The sequence below is a fragment of the Enterocloster aldenensis genome (genome assembly GCF_003434055.1).
GTDB classification, from domain to species: Bacteria; Bacillota; Clostridia; order Lachnospirales; family Lachnospiraceae; genus Enterocloster; species Enterocloster aldenensis.
In genome coordinates, this window is sequence record NZ_QVEX01000018.1 from 32,092 (window position 1) to 51,734 (window position 19,643).

The window sequence follows — 19,643 nt, forward strand, 5'->3', positions numbered from 1 at the left end:
ATGGCTTCCCTCCTCTTAACTTCCTCCACTTAATAGTGCCTGGATAATCAAACGTTCCTTCCTATTAATACAGGTGGATAGGGTGACCAGCTTTTCATTTCCCTCCGGAGTGATTCCGGTATCATAGATGGATGATTCCTTCATCTCTTGCAGATAACCCGCCCATTCTTCCATAAGAAGGTTGGTTTTATAGGCGCCTGCATCATTTTCACTTCTAATCTGGCAGGAAAAGATGGGGCACTCTTTCCATTTTCCCTGATAGAATATCCAAACTGCCGGATTTTCAAGGTAAAATGACTTTTCCCTGTATTTCTTAAGCCCTGCAAACATGGAACCGTCCTTCATGTTATGCCCGTACAGGACTGTGTTGTCTGCTGCCAGAGGTATGCTGCTGCAGTCGGCAAAGATGCTGCCGTTTATCTGCTCCTTCATGAAAAAATCATGGGTCAGGTAATATTGATTGTCTTCATGCTGTACCACAGGATAATCAATTGCGGTTCCCGGGATGGACAGCCAGAATTTATACCCGGGATTCTGCACTATCAGCTCCGGCTCATTAATGGAGGATGATGGGGGCTGTATCTGCGTTTTTAGCTGCTCCGCTTGTGGTGTCTCCTGCTCCTCTGAATCCACTTTTTGCGTCTCCGGCGGACTCTGCTCCGCTTTGGGCAGCCCTGACAGTTCTGGCTCCACTTCAGGAAGCTCCACCCCCTCCGGCTCCGCCTGTGCCTGCGTATTCTTATACGCGATTTCCCTCACTGTGCGGTATGTATTCTTTCCATTTATATAAGCAGTCCCCATTTTAACAAAAACCGCAAAACATATCATGAATCCGGCAAAAAACAGGATGGACAGCAATCCACTGGCCCGCTTAAGTTCAATCCTTAACCTGCCATTCCTGTATCTGCGCCGTATCCAAACGAAGAAAACACATACCGCCGTTATCACCGCGGCCAGGATTACAGCCGCATGTCCCGGCATCACCATTTCCCTGTGCGCCACGCTGGCACCAGTAATTCCTGGGTCCCTTTCCCCGCCCTCATGCACACCGCTGCCCCCAAACACGCTCCTGTTCACTTCACCGCTGTATACAGCCGTACAGTCTGCAACCATACGGCTGCCCTCTGCATTCACATCCCTGTACCATACGCCGTCTTTCTCATAAGGCTCCCCCTCCCACTGAAGACGCTCTATCCTGTATGCCTGACTGTCCAGTCCGGCCTGGGCTAATAGATTTTCCTTCAAATGTCCCGGGAATTCTTCTCCTTGAAGTTCAACCAGGTCATCTTCCAGCAGATACCCGTCAGACCCATAGTCCAGGACTGTCACATCCAGCCGGAATCCGTTTTCCCATCGCCTATTTGTAAAATGATAGTCTGACAGGGGAAGCAGGACCTTCCTTTCCTGCCCCGTTATTGGATCCTGTGCCCATATCCAGGCGGCTTGGGGGATTGGCTCCACTGCCTCCATCCCGGGATATATGATTTCATCTGAAACATAGATGGTCTCAGAAGCCGCTATTCCGGCTTCTTCCCCTTGCTGCGCCGCCATGGTGTTATTTGGTAATATAAGTCCTGCCAGGACTAATATCAGGATGACTGCCGCTGCCTTTTTTCCACGCGGCCATTTAAAACCCTTTTTCACATGCAGGCTGACAGCAAGACCGGCCAGGCAGAAAAGCCCAAGGACAGCCACTGCTAAAACGGGCATATTGTCTCCGGTCCGGACTTTATGCTTTGGCCCTGTCCCAAAATGGAAGGTACCATTTCCAAACCGGCTTTTCACCTTATATACAGCCGTAATCCGCCCAATCCGCTTTACCGGTTTCTTTTCTTTCCAGTTATAAAGTGTGGTATTACCCCGCACCTGACCGTCACTGTCCACGGTAAACACATAGCTGGTATCCGCTGCCGTATATCCTTGCGGCGGTATCACCTCACTTATGGAATAGGTTTCGGGTCCAGGTGGATGATACGTGATTATACCGTCTGCATCCGTCACTCCGTCAAATACCGCCTGGTCCGGTTCCTGCACACTCCGGATACGTAAACCAGCTCCCTCAAGGGGCTGCTTGGTATCGCCATCCAGTTTCGTGATTTCTATACGTTTTTCCTGGTTGACAATCTGATATCCGCCGCGGATGATGTCAGCTCCCTTTACCGTAAAGCTGTGGATTGCCGGATTCAGCGCGTATCCCGGAGGCGCTTTGGTTTCTTTGAATGTATAGGTGCCGTCCGCAGGCTTTTTTATACGGAAGCTTCCATTGAAATCACTTATGGCTGTGCCCATTGCATTTCCCTCCTGGTCATAGAAGGTGAACTGCGCCCCTTCCACCGCCTTTCCTGATGTATCTGTCTTTTTAAAGGAAATGTATTCCGGCCTTGGCTTTGGTGTGTCATCCCCACCGCCGGATGAGGAAGCTGCCCGGTTGGCAAAATAGAATACCTGGGTGGTATGGGTGCTGTCCGTCACCGTGATTTCCATGTCTTCTGCCATCCTGTATCCTGGCGGGGCCTGGATTTCATGAATGATATAGGTTCCCGGCTCAAGGCCATGGAACCTGCGGCCTCCTGATTCCTCCGATGTCCATTCCTGTATGATTTCACCGCTATCCTTTCGAATCAGACGGAGCCTGGCGCCGGCAAGCAGTGTATTGGTCCCGTCTTTTATTTTACAGATATCCGCCATTGTTGAATAGTTGCGCATCTTCAGGTGAAGTACTTCTTCCATGCCATCTGTTATGGTGAATTCCATGGGTTCAGCCAGGATTTTGAAGCCTTCCGGTCCTTCTATCTCTATGAGACGGTAATGGCCGGCCTGCAAATCCCTGGTGGAATGTCCCTGCCGTCCGGTTATCCACTGGTCTATTATCTCCCAGTCCCCCGGGGTTCCATCTTTCCTCCGCTCAATCCGCAGTACTGCGCCTTCCAGCATTTCCTCTGTGTCCCCCAGCAGCTTGTCCGTAACCACGCGGTTGGAATCATTGGTTGGCTGATACTCCAGTTCAATTAACGGGGTTTCCTCATCCCTGTACCCGAACTGGAATTCATATGGTTTCAGGTTCAGCATATGACCGGCCGCTGCCTTGGTCTCCCTGCACACATAGGTGTATGGCTGGAAATCCCCTTCCCTGTCCATATAACCAATGGGCTTGGGCTGGAACAGGGCCTGTCCCCGGGTGTCGGTTACCACGGTTTCACACAGCCGTCCCGTGGTCTGGTTGGTTAACTGGAATTCAACTCCCTGCAGCTTTTCTTCCGGCCGGTCCGTATCGCTTTTGACTATCTTAAGGATTCCGTCCGGGATTTCATCTGTCATCCCTGTTTTCTGGATTATCCCTGTATCAGCAACTGTAAAGGGTATGTCCACCGACTGAAGGAAGCCGTATGGCGTTGTTTCTTCCCTTAAGATATAGTCGCCTTCCGGTATATACGCTATGATATGGGGTCTTAAGTCCCCTGGTTTAAATCCCTCAGGAATCCTGCCTCCTGCCTGGTCCTCCTGGGTATATCTCCCGTCCAGGCCGCTGATCCACGATGCTTCTATATCCTGGTATCCACCTTCTATGGCGGGCTGATGGAGAATCAGCGGCGTATCTGAGATGTCCCCCTTTTCATCCACCGGATAGACCGTGAGTTTTGCCCCATGGACTTCCTTCCCGCCAGTGATATTTACCTTTGAAACCTCCATTCTCAAAGGTTCATCGCCCATCTGCGCGTACTGTATCCGTTCCAGGTGGCCTATGTCTTCAATGGTTATCAGAATTGGATCTGATGTGGCATAACCTTCCGGATTACGGGACTCTGCCAGGACGTAATATCCCACAGGAAGATATTCAAGACGTGTGGTCCCATTTTCCGTATAATAATAGCGTCCCTGGTAGGTATTGGGAATCGGTTGGAAATCATAGTCGTATTTCATGATTGCATGGTTCCCTGCTGCGTCCGGTGTTACCCTGCCGGTCGCAGCTACCTCCTGTGCATCCTGATACGTGGCTGCACGGAACGTAAATATGCCTGCCCCGGCATCGAATTGAGGTATGCCGTCCTTTATCAGCGGATGGCCCTTGTCATCCAGACGGGCGCGGTACAGGGTCAGGTACGCCTCGCTGTCTTTGTAAATGGTATCTTTGTTCTGCGTGTCATATTTCCAGATATCAATGGCGGTAAAATCATCTTCCATCTCAAAGCTCTGGACATTTCCGGTTTCTTCTATATGAATATTGACATCTGCCGACTGCACATAACCCTGTTCATAGGGACAGGCGGTCTCTTCCAGAACATAATACCCAACAGGTATATGGTCAATCCAGTGAGGCTGGGGGGTTGGGATTGGCTGGCCGTTCCCATCCAGTTTGAGATTCCCATTATCATCATACAGGCATCCGCTTATCCAGCTGGCGTACACCTCCCCCTTTTCATAATGTCCGTATTCGTCCTGGACCGGGCTTTTGTCATCACTTAGCCTGGCACGGTATAACGTCATGACCGCGCCCTGGATTTCCTTCTGGGTGCGCACATCTATTTTTGCAAATGCTGTCTTGGTATATTCATTCTGCATGAAATATTTCTGTACCTCGTCCGTGTCATGGAGCACCAGGCCCATATACTTTGACTGGATATATCCCTGTTCATACGGCACCCGTTCCTCCTGAAGGATATATGCCCCAAAAGGAAGACGGGCAATGGAGTGGACAGCCCCGGCAACTTCTTCCTTTCCATGGGGATCCGTGCTGTTGTCTGTTATCCAGGATTCTTCCTTTGTGACCACGTTTCCGCCCGTATAGTATACCGGCAGTCCATTTTCATCATCTTCCGTGCTCTTGTTCTCATAAATGGTCTGTCCGCTTCCGGTTCCGTCATCCACCACCTGGATGGACTTTACCAGTTCTTTGTTCCCCTCCTCATCCGTGGTGTATGCCAGCATGCGGCCATAATCATCATAAACATAGGCCATGCCGGTATTAGGATCCGCATAACACAGATGATTCCCCCGCTCATCCAACACGGACAGCCGGCCTGTAACCGGATCTGGCCGTGTGGAGGTCTGGTCAAGGTCATAATAATAAAGGTTGACCGGTTCATTGGGCACAATGACCGTGTCCCATACATCCGCGGCAGCAGGCCCGCTGTCCTGGCCAATGATACGGATTTCCCTGTGGGTGCCTGTATTTGTATCCTCTATGGCCGTTACCCTGCCATCTTCCCTTTGAACTGTTATCCCTTTATATGTGTTTCCGTCAAGCGTTTCTATCTCCACGGCCCTGTAAAGGGACAGCCTGGCTCCTGACACGGGTATGTCAAACCGGATGCCCTTTCCGGAAAAGGTTCCATCCAGCTGATAGAGCGGCTTCACGCCTGCCATGGACTTTAACAGCTTCTCACTTCCCTCTACAATATGTTCTGAAAATCCATCCAATGCCTTGGTTACATAGCCATGCCACTCCCCGCTTTCAGGATGAAAGGAAATATCCCTCACATCACCTCTGGCCTCCAGTTTCTCCCTGCGCCCGTGAACCTGATAAATCAGCAGGTCGCCTTCATCATTGACCGTGATATCACGGTCGAAACCACCGCTAAGCTCTGTCTGCCCCTGGGCGTCTGTCCTTTGGAGGACGTTCTGGTTCCCAACCATGGAGTCCCCGTCCTCTACCTTATGTATCTCCAGTCTGGAAGGGTAATCTTCCACCATTACCTGGCTTACTGTCTCCGTCCGGAATCTGTCGGTCTCACCGGATACCGGGATTGCATACTGGTATTTTGCTGCTCTCCGCGGTTCCCAGCCGCTGGTTGTCCCATCCGCATTTCTCTGCTCCCTGTAATAGGTCACATCATCTGAGTATATTTCAAAGGCCGCGGGACGGCTCCGGGTGTAACCCTTTGGGGCCTGGACTTCTACCAGTACATAGGCGCCCGCGCCCAGGGGCTGGTACATTTCAATATATCCAACCGGGACTTTCTGCACCTGACCGTCCTTGGTTATCTCCCGGATGGTGGAATACGCCCTGAAAATGCCGGTCTCATTTCCATCCTTATCATACTGCCTGATTAACTGGCTTTCATCATATTGGGGGATTCCCTCCTTGTCCAGCCGGATGGGCAGGTCATCCTCCGCCCCGTTGTCCTGTCCAACCCTTGGATACATGATTGGATTGCCGTCCGCATCCGCCACGGTGTTTCCTTCCCAGTCCACCGCCTCCCCAAACAGCACGTCCCCTGTTCCGGCAGCCGCGTTCATGCCGCTTTTGTCCACATCACGTTTGGCAGCGTAAATCCGGAACAGGGCGCCGTCATGGATGATGTTATCACCGGTCTCCGCGTCCAGCTTTTCAATCCTCAGCCTGGAACTGTAATATGCATCCTCAAAATCTTCCTGGGCAAATGCAACAAAGTTAAAATCTTCCCCGCTTCCTGACGGAACAAGTGTCTCCACGCTCCCATCATCCGGGTTCACCCTGTCCACTGCCGGGGCCAGCACGGTCCAGGGCACCAGCATAGGCGCATATTTCCCGTCAATGGCTGTCTGCATTCCGGACATTACGGGTACGTTGTCCCTTACCTCCATCTGACCGCTGTCTGTCTCATATCCGTCATAGACTACCTTGTCCATCATCCCGGCATCCTCGCTTTGGGAAGTGTATCCACGATAATAGGCTTTTACCGTGTCATTGTTTCCATCCATGTATTCCGGATTGTAAGGTTCTTTGGACGTAAGGCTGTGGCCGGGTCTGGCATCCCTGTCCAGTCCATACTTATATACCTCAAAATCCCCGTCCTGTCCGTGTGCCTGGATGATATGGGTTTCCTCATTAAAACGTATCTTGTACTTTCTTATCAGTTCCTCTGGGGTGTCTGTGCTGTCATACCTGTAATAAGGACTTCCTGTCTGGTCATTTACATCTGTTTCACCGGTATTGGCGTCCTGGCTTATATCCGGGATAAAGGGAAGGGTGATTTCCTTTGGGTAATCCTTATTAAAATGACGGTTTGCCAGCTCTTTATCCACATCCGCAGGCGTCTGTTCCGCTATGACATAGGTGCCGTAGGGGAGCATGATGGAATGGTTGTAATAATCATCCTTGCCATTCTTTGTATTACACTGCAGCGTGGTCCTGTCACCGTCCGCACCTCCGCCCGGGTCCTTATCCCAGGCAATTGCCAGACGCTGGTCCAGACCTGCAAAAATATCCAGATAAGCGGCAGCCTCGCCCTCTGCCTTTAAAAGTGCCCGTTCATAGGCCGCATCACTATTTAACCCTGGTTCTGCTGCAAGTATTTCCTTCTTATACCCATCTATGTCATAGTAATCAATTGCAAACTGCCTGAGCACTCCGGCCGGATAAGTTCCCCGTGTCTTTTGGTCTGCTGCATACATGGCATCAAAGAATTTTGTATAATTATATGTTCCATCCGCTGCCCCGTCCATTGGTTCCAGCAGACGGCGGCCGCCGGCCGCCGCTGGCGGAAGATATAGTTTCTGTACGTCACCCCGAAAGCCTTCCCTGCCTATGTATTCGGAAATAATGGTTCCGGACTCATCCACGTAAATATTTTCCAGGTTACTTTTTAAATATGCCTTAAATTTAAACTGGTTTAATATCTTTGTGCCCTGAGAACTGCTGCCCCCGCGAAACAGACCCAGAAGCACGGTCAGCGGGTCATTGTGCAGGGAACCATATGTGTTGACCCCATCATAAGATGTCTGGGAAATGTCTTTTGTGACTTTAATGGATTGTTTGATGACCCGCTGCAGGACCTGGACCGGCTTAGTCAGCGTACCGCCATCCTGTATGGGCTGGGTCTGACCTGGATAAACCAATGCCTGGAGTACGATGTAACTGCCTGCATCCATGGCCGGAAGGGATGCATGAACACTGACACCTGCTCCTGCCACATCCGTAAGATACTGGTTATAGGGCATTTCCATCCCATTATGGTCAATGGTCTTCCTGGATGTTACTGCCCGGTACACAGTCCTCACGGACCGTGTTTCCCTATCCCAGTCCGTTGTATTTTCCACATGGATTGTATAACTGCCATTGTCCGCATCATGGCTTGCCTCCAGGGGCATCAGCCGTTCATACTCGTGTGATACTTCCTCTTCCGTATAATGAAATACACGCTCCATGACAGGGATAGGGTTTCCGGAACCGTCTGTCAGGATTTCCCCTTTAACGTACGTCTCATATACGGGTTGGTATATGACTTTAATCTGTTTTTCAATCTCACCGCCATATGCGATTGTGTGGGTGATTGCCTTTTTTTCTTTGACGGACACGGTTTTGCCGGACAGATTGAATTCACCTTTCTGATATTCTATCCAGTACCTTACCTGGTCAGCCGGGCCTCCGTCCATGGCAGCTGTCTTTTGGACATAAAGACGCTGGTTTGCAAAATCATATATGGCAGGATAATCCTCACTGGATGCAGAATAATCATATTGAAGACGGGCGCAGTATTCCCCATCTTTTTGATAAATGGATTCCACGGTTCCGCAGTCATAAAAGTTATGGGCGGTAAACCAGTCCAGGATTTCCGCGGCTGCCTTGGCATTGGTATCCCCGGACAGATTCAGGTCAATCCAGGGGGAATCATCCTTGACAGGCTTATACTTTAGCTGGGCTAACATTCCATTGACCTGCACGGCCAGGTAATCCCCGTTTAGGGGCTGCCCCCATTGACTCATGTCATCCGGCGCTGCCGTGCCGCTTGGATAGGAAGCTGTCCTGAACCGGTAGTAAAGGGTTTCCCCATAGGGAACCTGTTTATCAGGACCGCTGTCCGTGGCCGTATCCGGCTTCATGAACGGATTTCCATCCGGCCCTGTTTTGTATTCCCCTCCCTTGGCAGTCTGATAGACCGGATTCCCATATTCATCCAGCTTTGGCTGAAGGGAACTACCGGTAATAATCTGCTCCCTTTCATTCCTGCTTTCCGTGTCCACACGGTAAAAATCAGTGCCGGCAGGATAACCGCTGATAATGATGTCATAACCGTTTTCAGTCTTGAAGTTTTCCACCATGAACTCGTTCCAGGAACCGTCCGCATTCATGTTGTTATAATCCGATAGCCCGCCGGTTATCCATGCCTGTCCTGCTTCCCTTACCGTGGTCATTCCGGTCTGGGTACGGTTGCTTTCTGCAAGGGAAATGCCGTTAACAGACAGCTCATACCCTTCGGAACGGCTCAGTTCTTTTATATAATAATTTCCCAGTAACAATGGCCGTCCTATCCATTGATTGCCGTTGGCTGCCATATTATCCGGATATGTGACGGTGCCAAAACCTTCGCTGGAGGATGTGATGGATGAACCGTCATACAGGTTCCCGGCTCCCGTGCCGCCCTCCGCCGGTTTTATGTTGCCGTCCCCGTCCAGCCGGGTTGCGGGTTGCTCCGTGCAGGCCAGGAAGGAGGCGTCCCCGTTCTTATCCGTTGCGGCAATTGACACTATATCGTTTTGATTATAAATGATTCCCGACTTTCCATCCGGATGTATGATGTCCTGGGCTGCAAACAGGCCATATACGGCTCCTTCCAGGGATGCATCCCCCTGGGTCTGCCCAAAACTGCTGTCCATATCCGCCTTATACAACTCCAGGTCACGTTTATTGATGTGGATGCGTCCTTCGGTACGGTGATCCCACACCTTGAATGTGTAAAGGATAAGACCCGGATTCCCATAGGCCGAAACGTCGATGGAATCCAGGCTGTCATCCATGAAACCGGGAAGGAAACCTGATATGGCATCACTGTCCTCACGGGAGAATAGTGATGTCAGGAAACGTGTCAGCGCATTCCCTTTGTCCTGTGGATCCGGATTTTGTTCCCCAAGGCTTATGTCTGTTTCAATTGATGGCCGGATGGGGTTTCTTGTATATTCATACGTTTCATAGGATTCCCCCTGGTTTTCATCCTCTTCATCCGTGTCCTCATCCTTATCCGAATCCTCTTCTTTATCCGAATCGTCTTCTTCATCCGGATTGTCTTCTTCATCCGTTATCATCACATCATCTTTTGGTTCTGATGATGCGTTATTATCCGTTGCAATGGAGGACGACAGAATCGTCTTGTCCCTGGCTGTTTTTGAAACAGCAGGGATTTCCTGACTTTTGCATGTAAATCTGATGGGATTCTGTTTACTATCATTGAGATTCAGGGTACCACGACCTTTGCTTGCGGCAGTACCGGAAAGATGATTTTGATTTTTGGAATGTGCATTGTCACGATTTTCACTTTTCGAAACTCTGGTATCCTCACTTTTAGATTGAGGATTCCGGGCATCCTGACCTTTACGCCCGGAACCCTGGATATCCTGATTTTCATTGTTGGAACCTCCTGATTTTTGTACCGTGCTTTTCACATGGCTGTTGGTTCTATCCGTTTTTGAGTTTCCGTTTTCTTCAATATCAGGGATTCCGTTTTCCTTGGTTCCCTGGTTTCTACTTCCGCTTCCCTCGGTTACCTGGGTTCCACTTCCATTTTCCTCAGTTCCCTGATTCCCACTTCCGCTCTCCCCAGTTCCCTGGCTTCCTCCTCCATTTTCCTCGGTTCCCTGATTCCCACTTCCGCTCTCCCCAGTTCCCTGGCTTCCACCTCCACTTTCCTCGGTTCCCTGATTCCCACTTCCGCTTTCCCCAGTTCCCTGGCTTTCACCTCCATTTTCCTCGGTTCCCTGATTCCCACCTCCGCTTTCACCGGTTCCCTGGCTTCCTCCTCCATTTTCCTGTCCGTTTTCTGCGCCATCCTGTCCATTACTCCCAGCAACGCTGCTCCCTTCAATGACATCATCTGCAGACGGTTCGGTCCCAACCGGTTTTCCCTCACCTTTTTCTTTTATTACATCCACAATGCTTCTCTGTCCATCCAGATCCTGCTCCTGCGCCTCCGGCACCGGGTACGTATAAAACCGTAAGCCGCCCATCTTGTCCATGGCATGATAGACAGGATCCAGTATATGGTTAACCATACCGGCTTTGTAATATCCGGTTACCACATTTCCGCCAGCCTGGGCAGAGGTAAGAATCACGGTTTCTATCTCTTTGTCATCATGATGTAACCCATGTAATATATAACCTGTCCTGGCAGTCTTCTCCTGCATATGATAGCTGTATTCCAGATTGATATAATTCTCATAGGTCTGGTCCCGGTCCTCCAGCATGGCCTGCATGGCTTCCGGGTTCTGGCCGTGGTCATCCTCATTATCATTCTGCACATGGAAATCACAGGTGGCTGCGCACAATTCCTGCTCTGCCATCCACTGCCCGCGCAGGCGTTCATTTTCTTCATCGCAGCTGCAGTCTTCACCTTCCTCTTCTCCATCCCCGCCCTCATGGGTGCACTCAATCCACTCCGGGGCAGGATGGCCCATACAATAAGTCTTACTGTAATCGTATTGCCTGACATCACTATGGCTGGCCTGACCGCCTATATCTGTATTGATGGTATCACATATATAGCCGGTTTCCGGCTCCGGCAGCATGCGGTTTAAATATACTTCTCCTGTAGAACCGTCAGGCTCACCCTCCGTATATCCGTCTGTGTTTATCTGGGAAAAATCAAAATCTTCCCAGACATAAAAGGCGGTCCCTTCCAATGGTTGGTTTGTCTCAGCACAATATTTTTCAAGATCAATGTTATAATTGCTCTCAAATGTTTCGGAATGACGGTATAATTCAAGCTGCGCTCCGCCATCGGCGCTTCCCGGTGCATCCGGTTCCACCTCAAAGGATGCGCCGGACGGACTATGGCCAAGGTCCAATCGTCCCATCTGTACCTGCAGTCCTGACGGCGGGTTAAAGATATAGGCAAAATATTTGTTTTCCACGCCTGGTATATCAGCTGAGGTGATTGTTCCTTTGGGTTCTTGGGAACCGTTGTATTGGAATGTGATACTGTTTCCATCTTCCGACAATTGGTACGTCCAATCGGTATCAGGAAAGGACCATGTGGTATTTCCCAGCTGACGGCATGTGCTTATATCCAAGGTCAGCTCATAATGTCCATCTTTCAGGGACATTCTCTGCCTGGAACCATTCCATGACGGAAGGGTTCCATTGCCCGCGTCGTAATCATCCATTCCCTGGATGACGGAATCCTTCATGCTTTGGTAATATGTCATAACCCCAGGATTGCCCATGACAGCGGCAAACTTTTCCATGGCCTGTTCCTGGGCATCCCAGTCATCCTCGTATCCGGCAAGACAACCCCAATAATAAACCTGCACCACACCATAACGGGACGCATCCGGGAAAGGCCCTTCCCACAATAGCCATTCATATGCCAGCACCATGGATAAATACCGGTCAAATGAACCGATATACGGAACTGACTGCCCTGGCCGGACTTCATACCGGGTATATGCGCAAGCGGTTCCATCCCATAACTTTTTGCCCGGCTCCAGGCAGAATGTAGCGCCGCCGTAAGCTGAACCTACCTGGTAAAAACTCATGGAATTATGTGTTTTCCCAAACACATTCAGTGGTTTTCCCTGAAAAACATAATACCTGGGTATGATATTGGCCACATCCATATCAGCAGCTTTTGCTGACAATGAAATCATGATGGATGACAGCAGGAATACCACTGCCAGCCACAAGGATAATGGGCGCTTTATACTCTTAATCCGTTTCATTTTATACTCTTCCTCCCAAATAAAAAACCATGGACTGCTTATAAAAATGCAGCGCCATAGTTCTTCTAATCATTATTAAGTAATGTGTTATTTTATGTATAGCTGGGACACATCATATCCATATTCCGTTATATATACGCCTACTCCTGTTTCTTTCCATTTGGAATCCAGCATATTCTTCTTATGCTCAGAAGAATTTAACCAGCCATCCACTACTTTCTTCGCAAAATCATGGACCGTATGTGCATTTAAATAACCGCGTCCGGCTAAGTTTTCTCCGGATGAGGAATGTGTGGCCGTTATCACGGTATTATAATACCTTCCATCGGGCCTGGTATGGGAAAAGGTCCTGTTCACCTCCTCAGCCCTCACCATTGCATTTTCCATCAGTTCATCATTCATGTCCAATGCATTCCTGCCCCTGGATTCCCTTTCTTCATTCACCAATTCCCAAATCACATACGCCAGTCCATAAGGGGCCAAATCTTCCAAGGGATTGGCCTGATTGGATACAGCTGTCCTGTTTTCCTCCAATTGGCTTTCTAATCCATCTGCCCAAGCCCCATCATATGCCCAGTCAGCTCTTTCCCCATGGATTGCCATGCCCGGATAATAATCCCTGCCTTCAGGTAATACGGTCATGCATACCATGCCATTGTACAGCGCTGCCCCATCCCCGTTAACCCTTACCCCCTGGTCAGCCGGGTTCAATGACAGATAGCCGTTTCCATCAAAACAATAATTCTCCGCAATACCATCATGGTTCCCATCAACCCAGGCCCATGTCAAGAACGGATAACTCCCGTCGTCATTCTGCCACCAGCAGCCATTACCGTCCTCCATCCACTGCCCCGCATAAACCGGCGGCGTCATTATCAATGCTGCTGCCGCGGTTAATATGGCCAGACGTCTTACCATAATCCCATCCTCCCTTTCGTTTCAAACAATGAATCAATGTATGAATAAACCAACTCCGCATCTATGGCTTTTTCTTATTCATTTTCAATCCATTAAAATGGAATGCGCCTAATAAAGGAAAAATAAACAGCCGCTGCCGCCCATTCCATCCATACAATTGAAAACATCCATTGTCAAGGTTCAGTTATCTTTGCTGCTCCCTGCATACCTGCCCTGGTTACATACATGGAAATACTATTTTGAAAAAAGTAGAAAACCTAGATTTAAATCCGATATCATCAGACATCTTAAATCCAAAGACCATTGCCTCCCTTCCTCCTGCTTATTCCTTCATTATCAACAATGTGAATATGGGCCGAACCGGCCAGCCAAACGGAACAATCCTTTGTCCCATAGAAACTTCCACAGAGAACTCTGTGTGAATGAATATAGAATAGCACACCTGCAATCCCCAAGTCAAGGCCAACATTTATTTTTTTCTAAAACTATTTTCCCAGCTATTCCCGCCCTATTTCCTGTTCCGATATACCGCCCCACCCCCATGCCTCCCACCGCAATCTTTCCACCACAAAAAACCGGTACCCAGATGCCTGCACAGCACCCGGATACCGGTTTAAAACCTTCTATCCTATAATCATGCGTTCAATCTATTTCCCCTGAAGGAACTCATCAATACCCCTTGCTCCTGCGCGTCCTGCCTCCATGGCAAGGATTACGGTTGCAGCGCCTGTAACGGCATCACCGCCCGCATACACGCCTTCCTTGGTGGTCTTTCCATTGGCTTCATCAGCAATGATGCATTTCCACCGGTTGGTCTCAAGGCCTTCCGTGGTGGAGCTTATGAGCGGGTTGGGGGATGTTCCCAGGGACATGATGACTGCATCCACATCAATGGTGTAGTCGGAGCCTGGTATCTCCACCGGTCTGCGGCGCCCGGATGCGTCCGGCTCGCCCAGTTCCATTTTCCTTACAACCATGCCCTTAACCCATCCATTGTCATCGGTGAGGATTTCCACAGGGTTGGTCAGAAGGTTGAAAATGATTCCCTCTTCCTTTGCATGATGCACTTCTTCCACACGGGCGGGAAGCTCTGCCTCACTTCTTCTGTATACAACATGCACTTTTGCGCCAAGACGGAGGGCTGTCCTGGCAGCATCCATGGCCACGTTTCCGCCGCCCACGACCGCTACCTTCTTGCCCAGGTAAATCGGGGTATCATAGTCATCCCTGAAAGCCTTCATCAGGTTGCTTCTGGTCAGGTATTCATTGGCTGAAAATACGCCGCTGGCATTCTCGCCCGGGATTCCCATGAACTTGGGAAGTCCTGCGCCGGAGCCGATGAACACGGCCTTAAAGCCCTCTTCATCCATGAGTTCGTCAATGGTCACTGACTTTCCAATGATGACATTGGTCTCAATCTCAACGCCCAGCTTTTTCACGTTCTCAATCTCAGGGCGAACAACCCCGGACTTGGGAAGACGGAATTCCGGGATACCGTATGTAAGCACGCCGCCCGGCTCGTGGAGCGCCTCAAATATGGTCACCTCGTATCCCATCTTAGCCAGGTCGCCTGCGCAGGTAAGTCCCGCGGGGCCGGAACCGATGACGGCAACCTTTAAGCCGTTGGTCTTCTCAGGCTTTGCAGGCACGAATCCATTTTCCCTGGACCAGTCTGCCACAAAACGCTCCAGCTTTCCGATGGAGATTGGCTCGCCCTTGATGCCGCGGATACATTTTCCTTCACACTGGCTCTCCTGGGGGCATACACGGCCGCAGACAGCCGGCAGCGCGCTGGACTCTGCGATGGTGTTGGCCGCATCCTCGAACTTGCCGTCCTTTACTTCTGCAATGAACTTGGGTATATTGATTGCAACCGGACATCCCTGGATGCACTTTGCATTCTTACAGTTGATGCAGCGCTGTGCCTCTGCCTGGGCCTCCTCCTGGTTGTATCCAAGACATACTTCCTCAAAATTAGCTGCCCTTACCTTCGGGTCCTGTTCCCTTACCGGTATCTTCTTTAATACGTCCATTATTCCTCACCTCCGCAATTTCCGCATCCGCCGTGGTGTGTTGCGCCCTCGCGCAGCCTTAAAATAGCCCTGCCTTCTTCTGTCTTATACATCAGCTGGCGCTTCATGGCCTGGTCAAAATCCACCAGGTGTCCGTCAAACTCAGGTCCGTCCACGCATGCGAACTTCACTTCCCCGCCAACGCTCACACGGCAGGCGCCGCACATGCCGGTTCCGTCCACCATGATCGGGTTAAGGCTGACAATGGTGGGGATGCCCAGTTCCTTGGTGAGTCTGCACACGAATTTCATCATGATCATGGGACCGATGGCAACACAGACATCGTACTTCTTACCTTCATTTTCAACCAGGTCCTTGATGACCTCGGTAACCATGCCCTTGCGCTCATAAGAACCATCATCTGTTGTTATGTAAAGATTGCCTGCAACTGCCTTCAGCTCATCTTCCAGGATTAACAGGTCCTTTGTCTTGGAACCTTCAATCACATCTACATCAATGCCATGTTCCTTCATCCATTTAACCTGTGGGTATACAGGAGCAGAACCAACGCCGCCGGCCACGAAAAGGTAGCGTCTCTTCTTCACTTCTTCCAGGTCTTCCTTAACGAACTCGGAAGGCTGGCCCAGAGGTCCCACAAAATCCTGGAAATAATCCCCGGCCTTAAAGCCTGCCATACGCTCGGTGGAAGCGCCCACTGTCTGGAATACAATGGTAACAAGCCCCTTCTCCCTGTCGAAATCACAGATGGTCAGCGGAATCCTCTCTCCTGCTTCATCCATCTTAACGATTACAAATTCACCTGGCTGGCAGGCTCTGGCTACACGCGGTGCTTCCACGTCCATCAGATAAATCTTGTCTGCCAGGCATTCTGCCTTAACAATCTTGTACATGGTTCTCCTCCTGATTTGTTAAAATGTTATATTCGTTAACCTACCTCAATGGTATAGCTCCTGCTCCAGCTATCCCATCCAGGCAGGGAAATGATACCTTTCCTGTCCTTTAATTCACCCTTGCAGCCATCTGAGGCACAGAGTCCGTACCAGGGCTCCAGGCAGACAAACGGGTGGGTCTCCTCCATGGTCCACACACCCAGATATGGGAAATCATTGCATCCCATGGTAACATATGGCCTGCCGTCCAGAAGCAGGCTCACACTGCTGACCTGGGCGTCATCAAACATATAGGTAAGGGCTGTGTCAAAGAACCCTTTTGTCAGAGGCGTCCTTCCCTCCTGAAGCTTAAGCGTGCCCTGCAGTTCCCCTGACTCATAACCTTCCGGCGTGGGCGCAAGATAATGAAGGCTGTCCTGGTGCTGCCCTTCCCTGCAGCCTTGGCGGTTAAATTCAAAGGTGAAATCGTAAATGCTCCGGCCCTCCGGTACCTGGAACGCGGGATGCCCTCCAATCATGAACAGCATTTCCCCGGAATCCTGGTTGGTCACCTTCCACATCACCGTAATGGTGCGGCCTTCCAGCCTGTGTCCAATCTCCAGTTCAAAATGGAATGGATATTTGGCAAATGTCTCAGGCGTGTCCTTTAATTTAAACCAGCACTCATCCATGTCGCACAGCACCGGTTCAAACTCCATGTCCCTGGCAAATCCATGCTGGGTGGGCATGGCATACTCTTTTTCTTCATGGATATATCTGCCCTCGTAGCATTTGCCCACAAAAGGAAAAAGGACAGGCGCATGACGGTCCCAGACAGCCGGGTCCGCGCCCCAGAGGATTTCCCTGCCGGCCTTTTTATCATAAATCCTGGTCAGTTCCGCCCCGTGCCTTGCCACTGTAACTAAAAGGTCATCATTTTCCAATGTAAATAATGTTCCATCCTGCTTCATATGGATTCCCCCATCCTGCTTGTGAGAATTTACTCTTACCCAAGCTTTATATTATCATTTTCTGCATCATGTTACAACTGGTTTTTCAAATATTTCTAAAAATTTTTTAGATTTTAGTCGTTATATACAATTTTTTTGGTTATTTCTTCCTTTGGAACTTCTGGAACGTGTAGCACAGATCAAAATACGTCTGTTCATCACTCTCCCCGGTCATTTCCCACGCCCCATCTTTTTCCAGATTACTGAAAAATGTATCTGCGTCATAGGTATAGTCAATACGGGTCACATGGACCGTGTCCACATAGGGCAGGAACTGCTCATATATGCTCAGCCCGCCAATGATATATATATCATCCGTATCATAGGCAGAGAGCACCTCCAAGGCCTGGTCCAGGCTGCCGCACACCCGTGCCCCTTTCACCTTATAATCCCTGTTCCCGGACAGCACCACGTTCACGCGGTTTCCCAGCGGCTGGGCTCCCGGCAGGCCTTCCAGGGTTTTCCTGCCCATGACCACCACCTTGCCCGCTGTTTCCCGCATCAGCATCTGCTGGTCAGCCGGTATGGTCACCAGACCGCGTCCGTCTTTTCCAATGGCCCAGTGCCGGTCGGCCGCCACAAGGATGTTCATAGTCCCTGCCTCCTTGTATAGACTTTAAATTCATAGGTAATCCCATTGTATTCCTGCATCTGGCTGGTGCTTGTGACTTCCCATTCCCCGGTCCTGTCCAGGTCCACAAAATCCGTATCAGCCTCAAAAACATGATGGATACAGGTTACATATGCCTTATGACAATATGGAAGGAATTCCCTGTAAACCATCCCTCCCCCTATAATGAATATATCCTCTTCAGGATACTGTTTCAGGGCCTCAAGCACCTGGCCCGCATCATGGCAGACCGTCACTCCCCCGGGACAGTAATCCCGGTTCCCGGTCAGGACAATATTGACCCGGTTCTTCAGGGGTTTTCCATCCGGAAAGCTTTCCAATGTCTTTCTTCCCATGACAACCACTTTTCCTCTGGTTGTCTCCCGGAAATATTTCATATCCCCCGGAAGATGGGTCAGAAGACCACCGTTCCTGCCGATTCCCCACTTCTCATCCACTGCTACAATCAGATTCATCTATAGCCTCCTGTCCTTGGTCATGTTTGGAACATGCCTCAGACCGTCCTTAAGTATCCGGCATGTTCCAGATTCAAACAAAAAGATTATAGCACGAATTGCCATGGAAAGAAAGATTTTCTATGTTTTATCATTGTACTTCAAGGGCAACCTCTGCTATAATAGGCTCATTATTTGACTTAAGGAGAGATGTGCATGAGTTATTCAGATCAGATATTTATACAGAATTGCAGGGATATTTTAGATAACGGCGTGTGGGATACGGATTACGATGTGCGCCCGGTCTGGGAAGACGGCACGCCTGCCCATACCATCAAGCGCTTCGGCATTGTGAACCGCTATGACTTATCAAAGGAATTCCCGGTCATTACCCTTAGACGGACCGCTTTTAAGTCAGCGGTTGACGAGCTGCTGTGGATATGGCAGAAGAAGTCCAACAACATCCATGACCTGAACAGCCACATCTGGGATTCCTGGGCGGATGAGGACGGCTCCATCGGCAAGGCCTACGGTTACCAGCTGGGCGTCAAGCACCACTATAAGGAGGGGGATTTTGACCAGGTGGACCGGATTCTCCATGACCTGAAGCACAACCCCTTAAGCAGGCGCATCATGTCCAATATCTATAACCACCACGACCTTCATGAGATGAACCTGTACCCATGCGCCTACAGTATGACCTTCAATGTTTCCGGCCGCACCCTGAACGGCATCCTGAACCAGCGCTCCCAGGACATGCTCACAGCCAACAGCTGGAATGTGTGCCAGTACGCCATACTGCTCCACATGTTTGCCCAGGTCAGCGGCCTTATGGCAGGTGAACTGGTCCATGTGATTGCAGATGCCCATATCTATGACCGGCATATCCCGATGGTGGAGGAGCTGCTGAAAAAAGAACCTTATCCAGGACCCACCCTGGCCATGGATACGTCCGTAACAGACTTCTATCAGTTCACCACATCCAGCTTCCGCCTGGAGAATTACCGGTATCATGCATTTGAACATAAGATTCCTGTTGCAATCTAATCGTTAAACGCCAAGAGCGCTGTGCGGCCGCAAGGGTAACCCCCCAAAGAGCACAGCGCCTTTTTATCATA

At 50.1% G+C, this 19,643-nt stretch carries 8 protein-coding genes; 1 reads left to right on the forward strand and 7 read right to left on the reverse strand.

Annotated elements, in window-relative coordinates; all coding sequences use genetic code 11:
* Window positions 1–15 precede the first annotated feature (15 nt).
* From DWX59_RS24070 to DWX59_RS24100, 7 genes are all read right to left on the reverse strand, one after another.
* Window positions 16–12,630 carry a SpaA isopeptide-forming pilin-related protein gene (locus tag DWX59_RS24070; protein ID WP_117562323.1) on the reverse strand — a complete coding sequence of 4,205 codons (12,615 nt, stop codon included), beginning with the start codon at window positions 12,628–12,630 and terminating at the stop codon, window positions 16–18.
* Window positions 12,631–12,717: 87 nt separating this feature from the next.
* Window positions 12,718–13,548 (reverse strand): CAP domain-containing protein, encoded by an 831-nt coding sequence (locus DWX59_RS24075; protein ID WP_117562325.1) that lies wholly within the window; start codon window positions 13,546–13,548, stop codon window positions 12,718–12,720.
* 647 nt (window positions 13,549–14,195) lie between these two features.
* Complete coding sequence (gltA, locus tag DWX59_RS24080) at window positions 14,196–15,581, reverse strand: NADPH-dependent glutamate synthase (protein ID WP_117562327.1); 1,386 nt, start codon at window positions 15,579–15,581, stop codon at window positions 14,196–14,198.
* Complete coding sequence (locus DWX59_RS24085; protein WP_117562330.1) at window positions 15,581–16,471, reverse strand: sulfide/dihydroorotate dehydrogenase-like FAD/NAD-binding protein; 891 nt, start codon at window positions 16,469–16,471, stop codon at window positions 15,581–15,583. The genes gltA and DWX59_RS24085 overlap by 1 nt, the downstream gene beginning before the upstream one ends.
* A 35-nt stretch (window positions 16,472–16,506) precedes the next feature.
* Window positions 16,507–17,421, reverse strand: a complete 915-nt coding sequence (locus tag DWX59_RS24090) for an aldose 1-epimerase family protein (protein WP_117562332.1) — start codon at window positions 17,419–17,421, stop codon at window positions 16,507–16,509.
* Between the two features lie 139 nt (window positions 17,422–17,560).
* Window positions 17,561–18,052, reverse strand: a complete 492-nt coding sequence (locus DWX59_RS24095; RefSeq protein ID WP_117562334.1) for a dihydrofolate reductase — start codon at window positions 18,050–18,052, stop codon at window positions 17,561–17,563.
* On the reverse strand, window positions 18,049–18,546 hold the full coding sequence (locus DWX59_RS24100; protein ID WP_117562337.1) for a dihydrofolate reductase: 498 nt from the start codon (window positions 18,544–18,546) through the stop codon (window positions 18,049–18,051). Before DWX59_RS24100 ends, DWX59_RS24095 begins: the two co-directional genes overlap by 4 nt.
* A gap of 195 nt (window positions 18,547–18,741) precedes the next feature.
* On the opposite strand from DWX59_RS24100, the gene thyA reads away from it, so the two are divergent.
* Window positions 18,742–19,572, forward strand: a complete 831-nt coding sequence (gene thyA, locus DWX59_RS24105) for a thymidylate synthase (RefSeq protein ID WP_117562339.1) — start codon at window positions 18,742–18,744, stop codon at window positions 19,570–19,572.
* The last annotated feature ends 71 nt before the right edge of the window (window positions 19,573–19,643 follow it).

Coding starts and splice junctions, on each gene's coding strand:
- DWX59_RS24070 (WP_117562323.1), bottom strand. CDS start 12,630: ATGAAACGGATTAAGAGTATAAAGCGCCCATTATCCTTGTGGCTGGCA.
- DWX59_RS24075 (WP_117562325.1), bottom strand. CDS start 13,548: ATGGTAAGACGTCTGGCCATATTAACCGCGGCAGCAGCATTGATAATG.
- gltA (WP_117562327.1), bottom strand. CDS start 15,581: ATGGACGTATTAAAGAAGATACCGGTAAGGGAACAGGACCCGAAGGTA.
- DWX59_RS24085 (WP_117562330.1), bottom strand. CDS start 16,471: ATGTACAAGATTGTTAAGGCAGAATGCCTGGCAGACAAGATTTATCTG.
- DWX59_RS24090 (WP_117562332.1), bottom strand. CDS start 17,421: ATGAAGCAGGATGGAACATTATTTACATTGGAAAATGATGACCTTTTA.
- DWX59_RS24095 (WP_117562334.1), bottom strand. CDS start 18,052: ATGAACATCCTTGTGGCGGCCGACCGGCACTGGGCCATTGGAAAAGAC.
- DWX59_RS24100 (WP_117562337.1), bottom strand. CDS start 18,546: ATGAATCTGATTGTAGCAGTGGATGAGAAGTGGGGAATCGGCAGGAAC.
- thyA (WP_117562339.1), top strand. CDS start 18,742: ATGAGTTATTCAGATCAGATATTTATACAGAATTGCAGGGATATTTTA.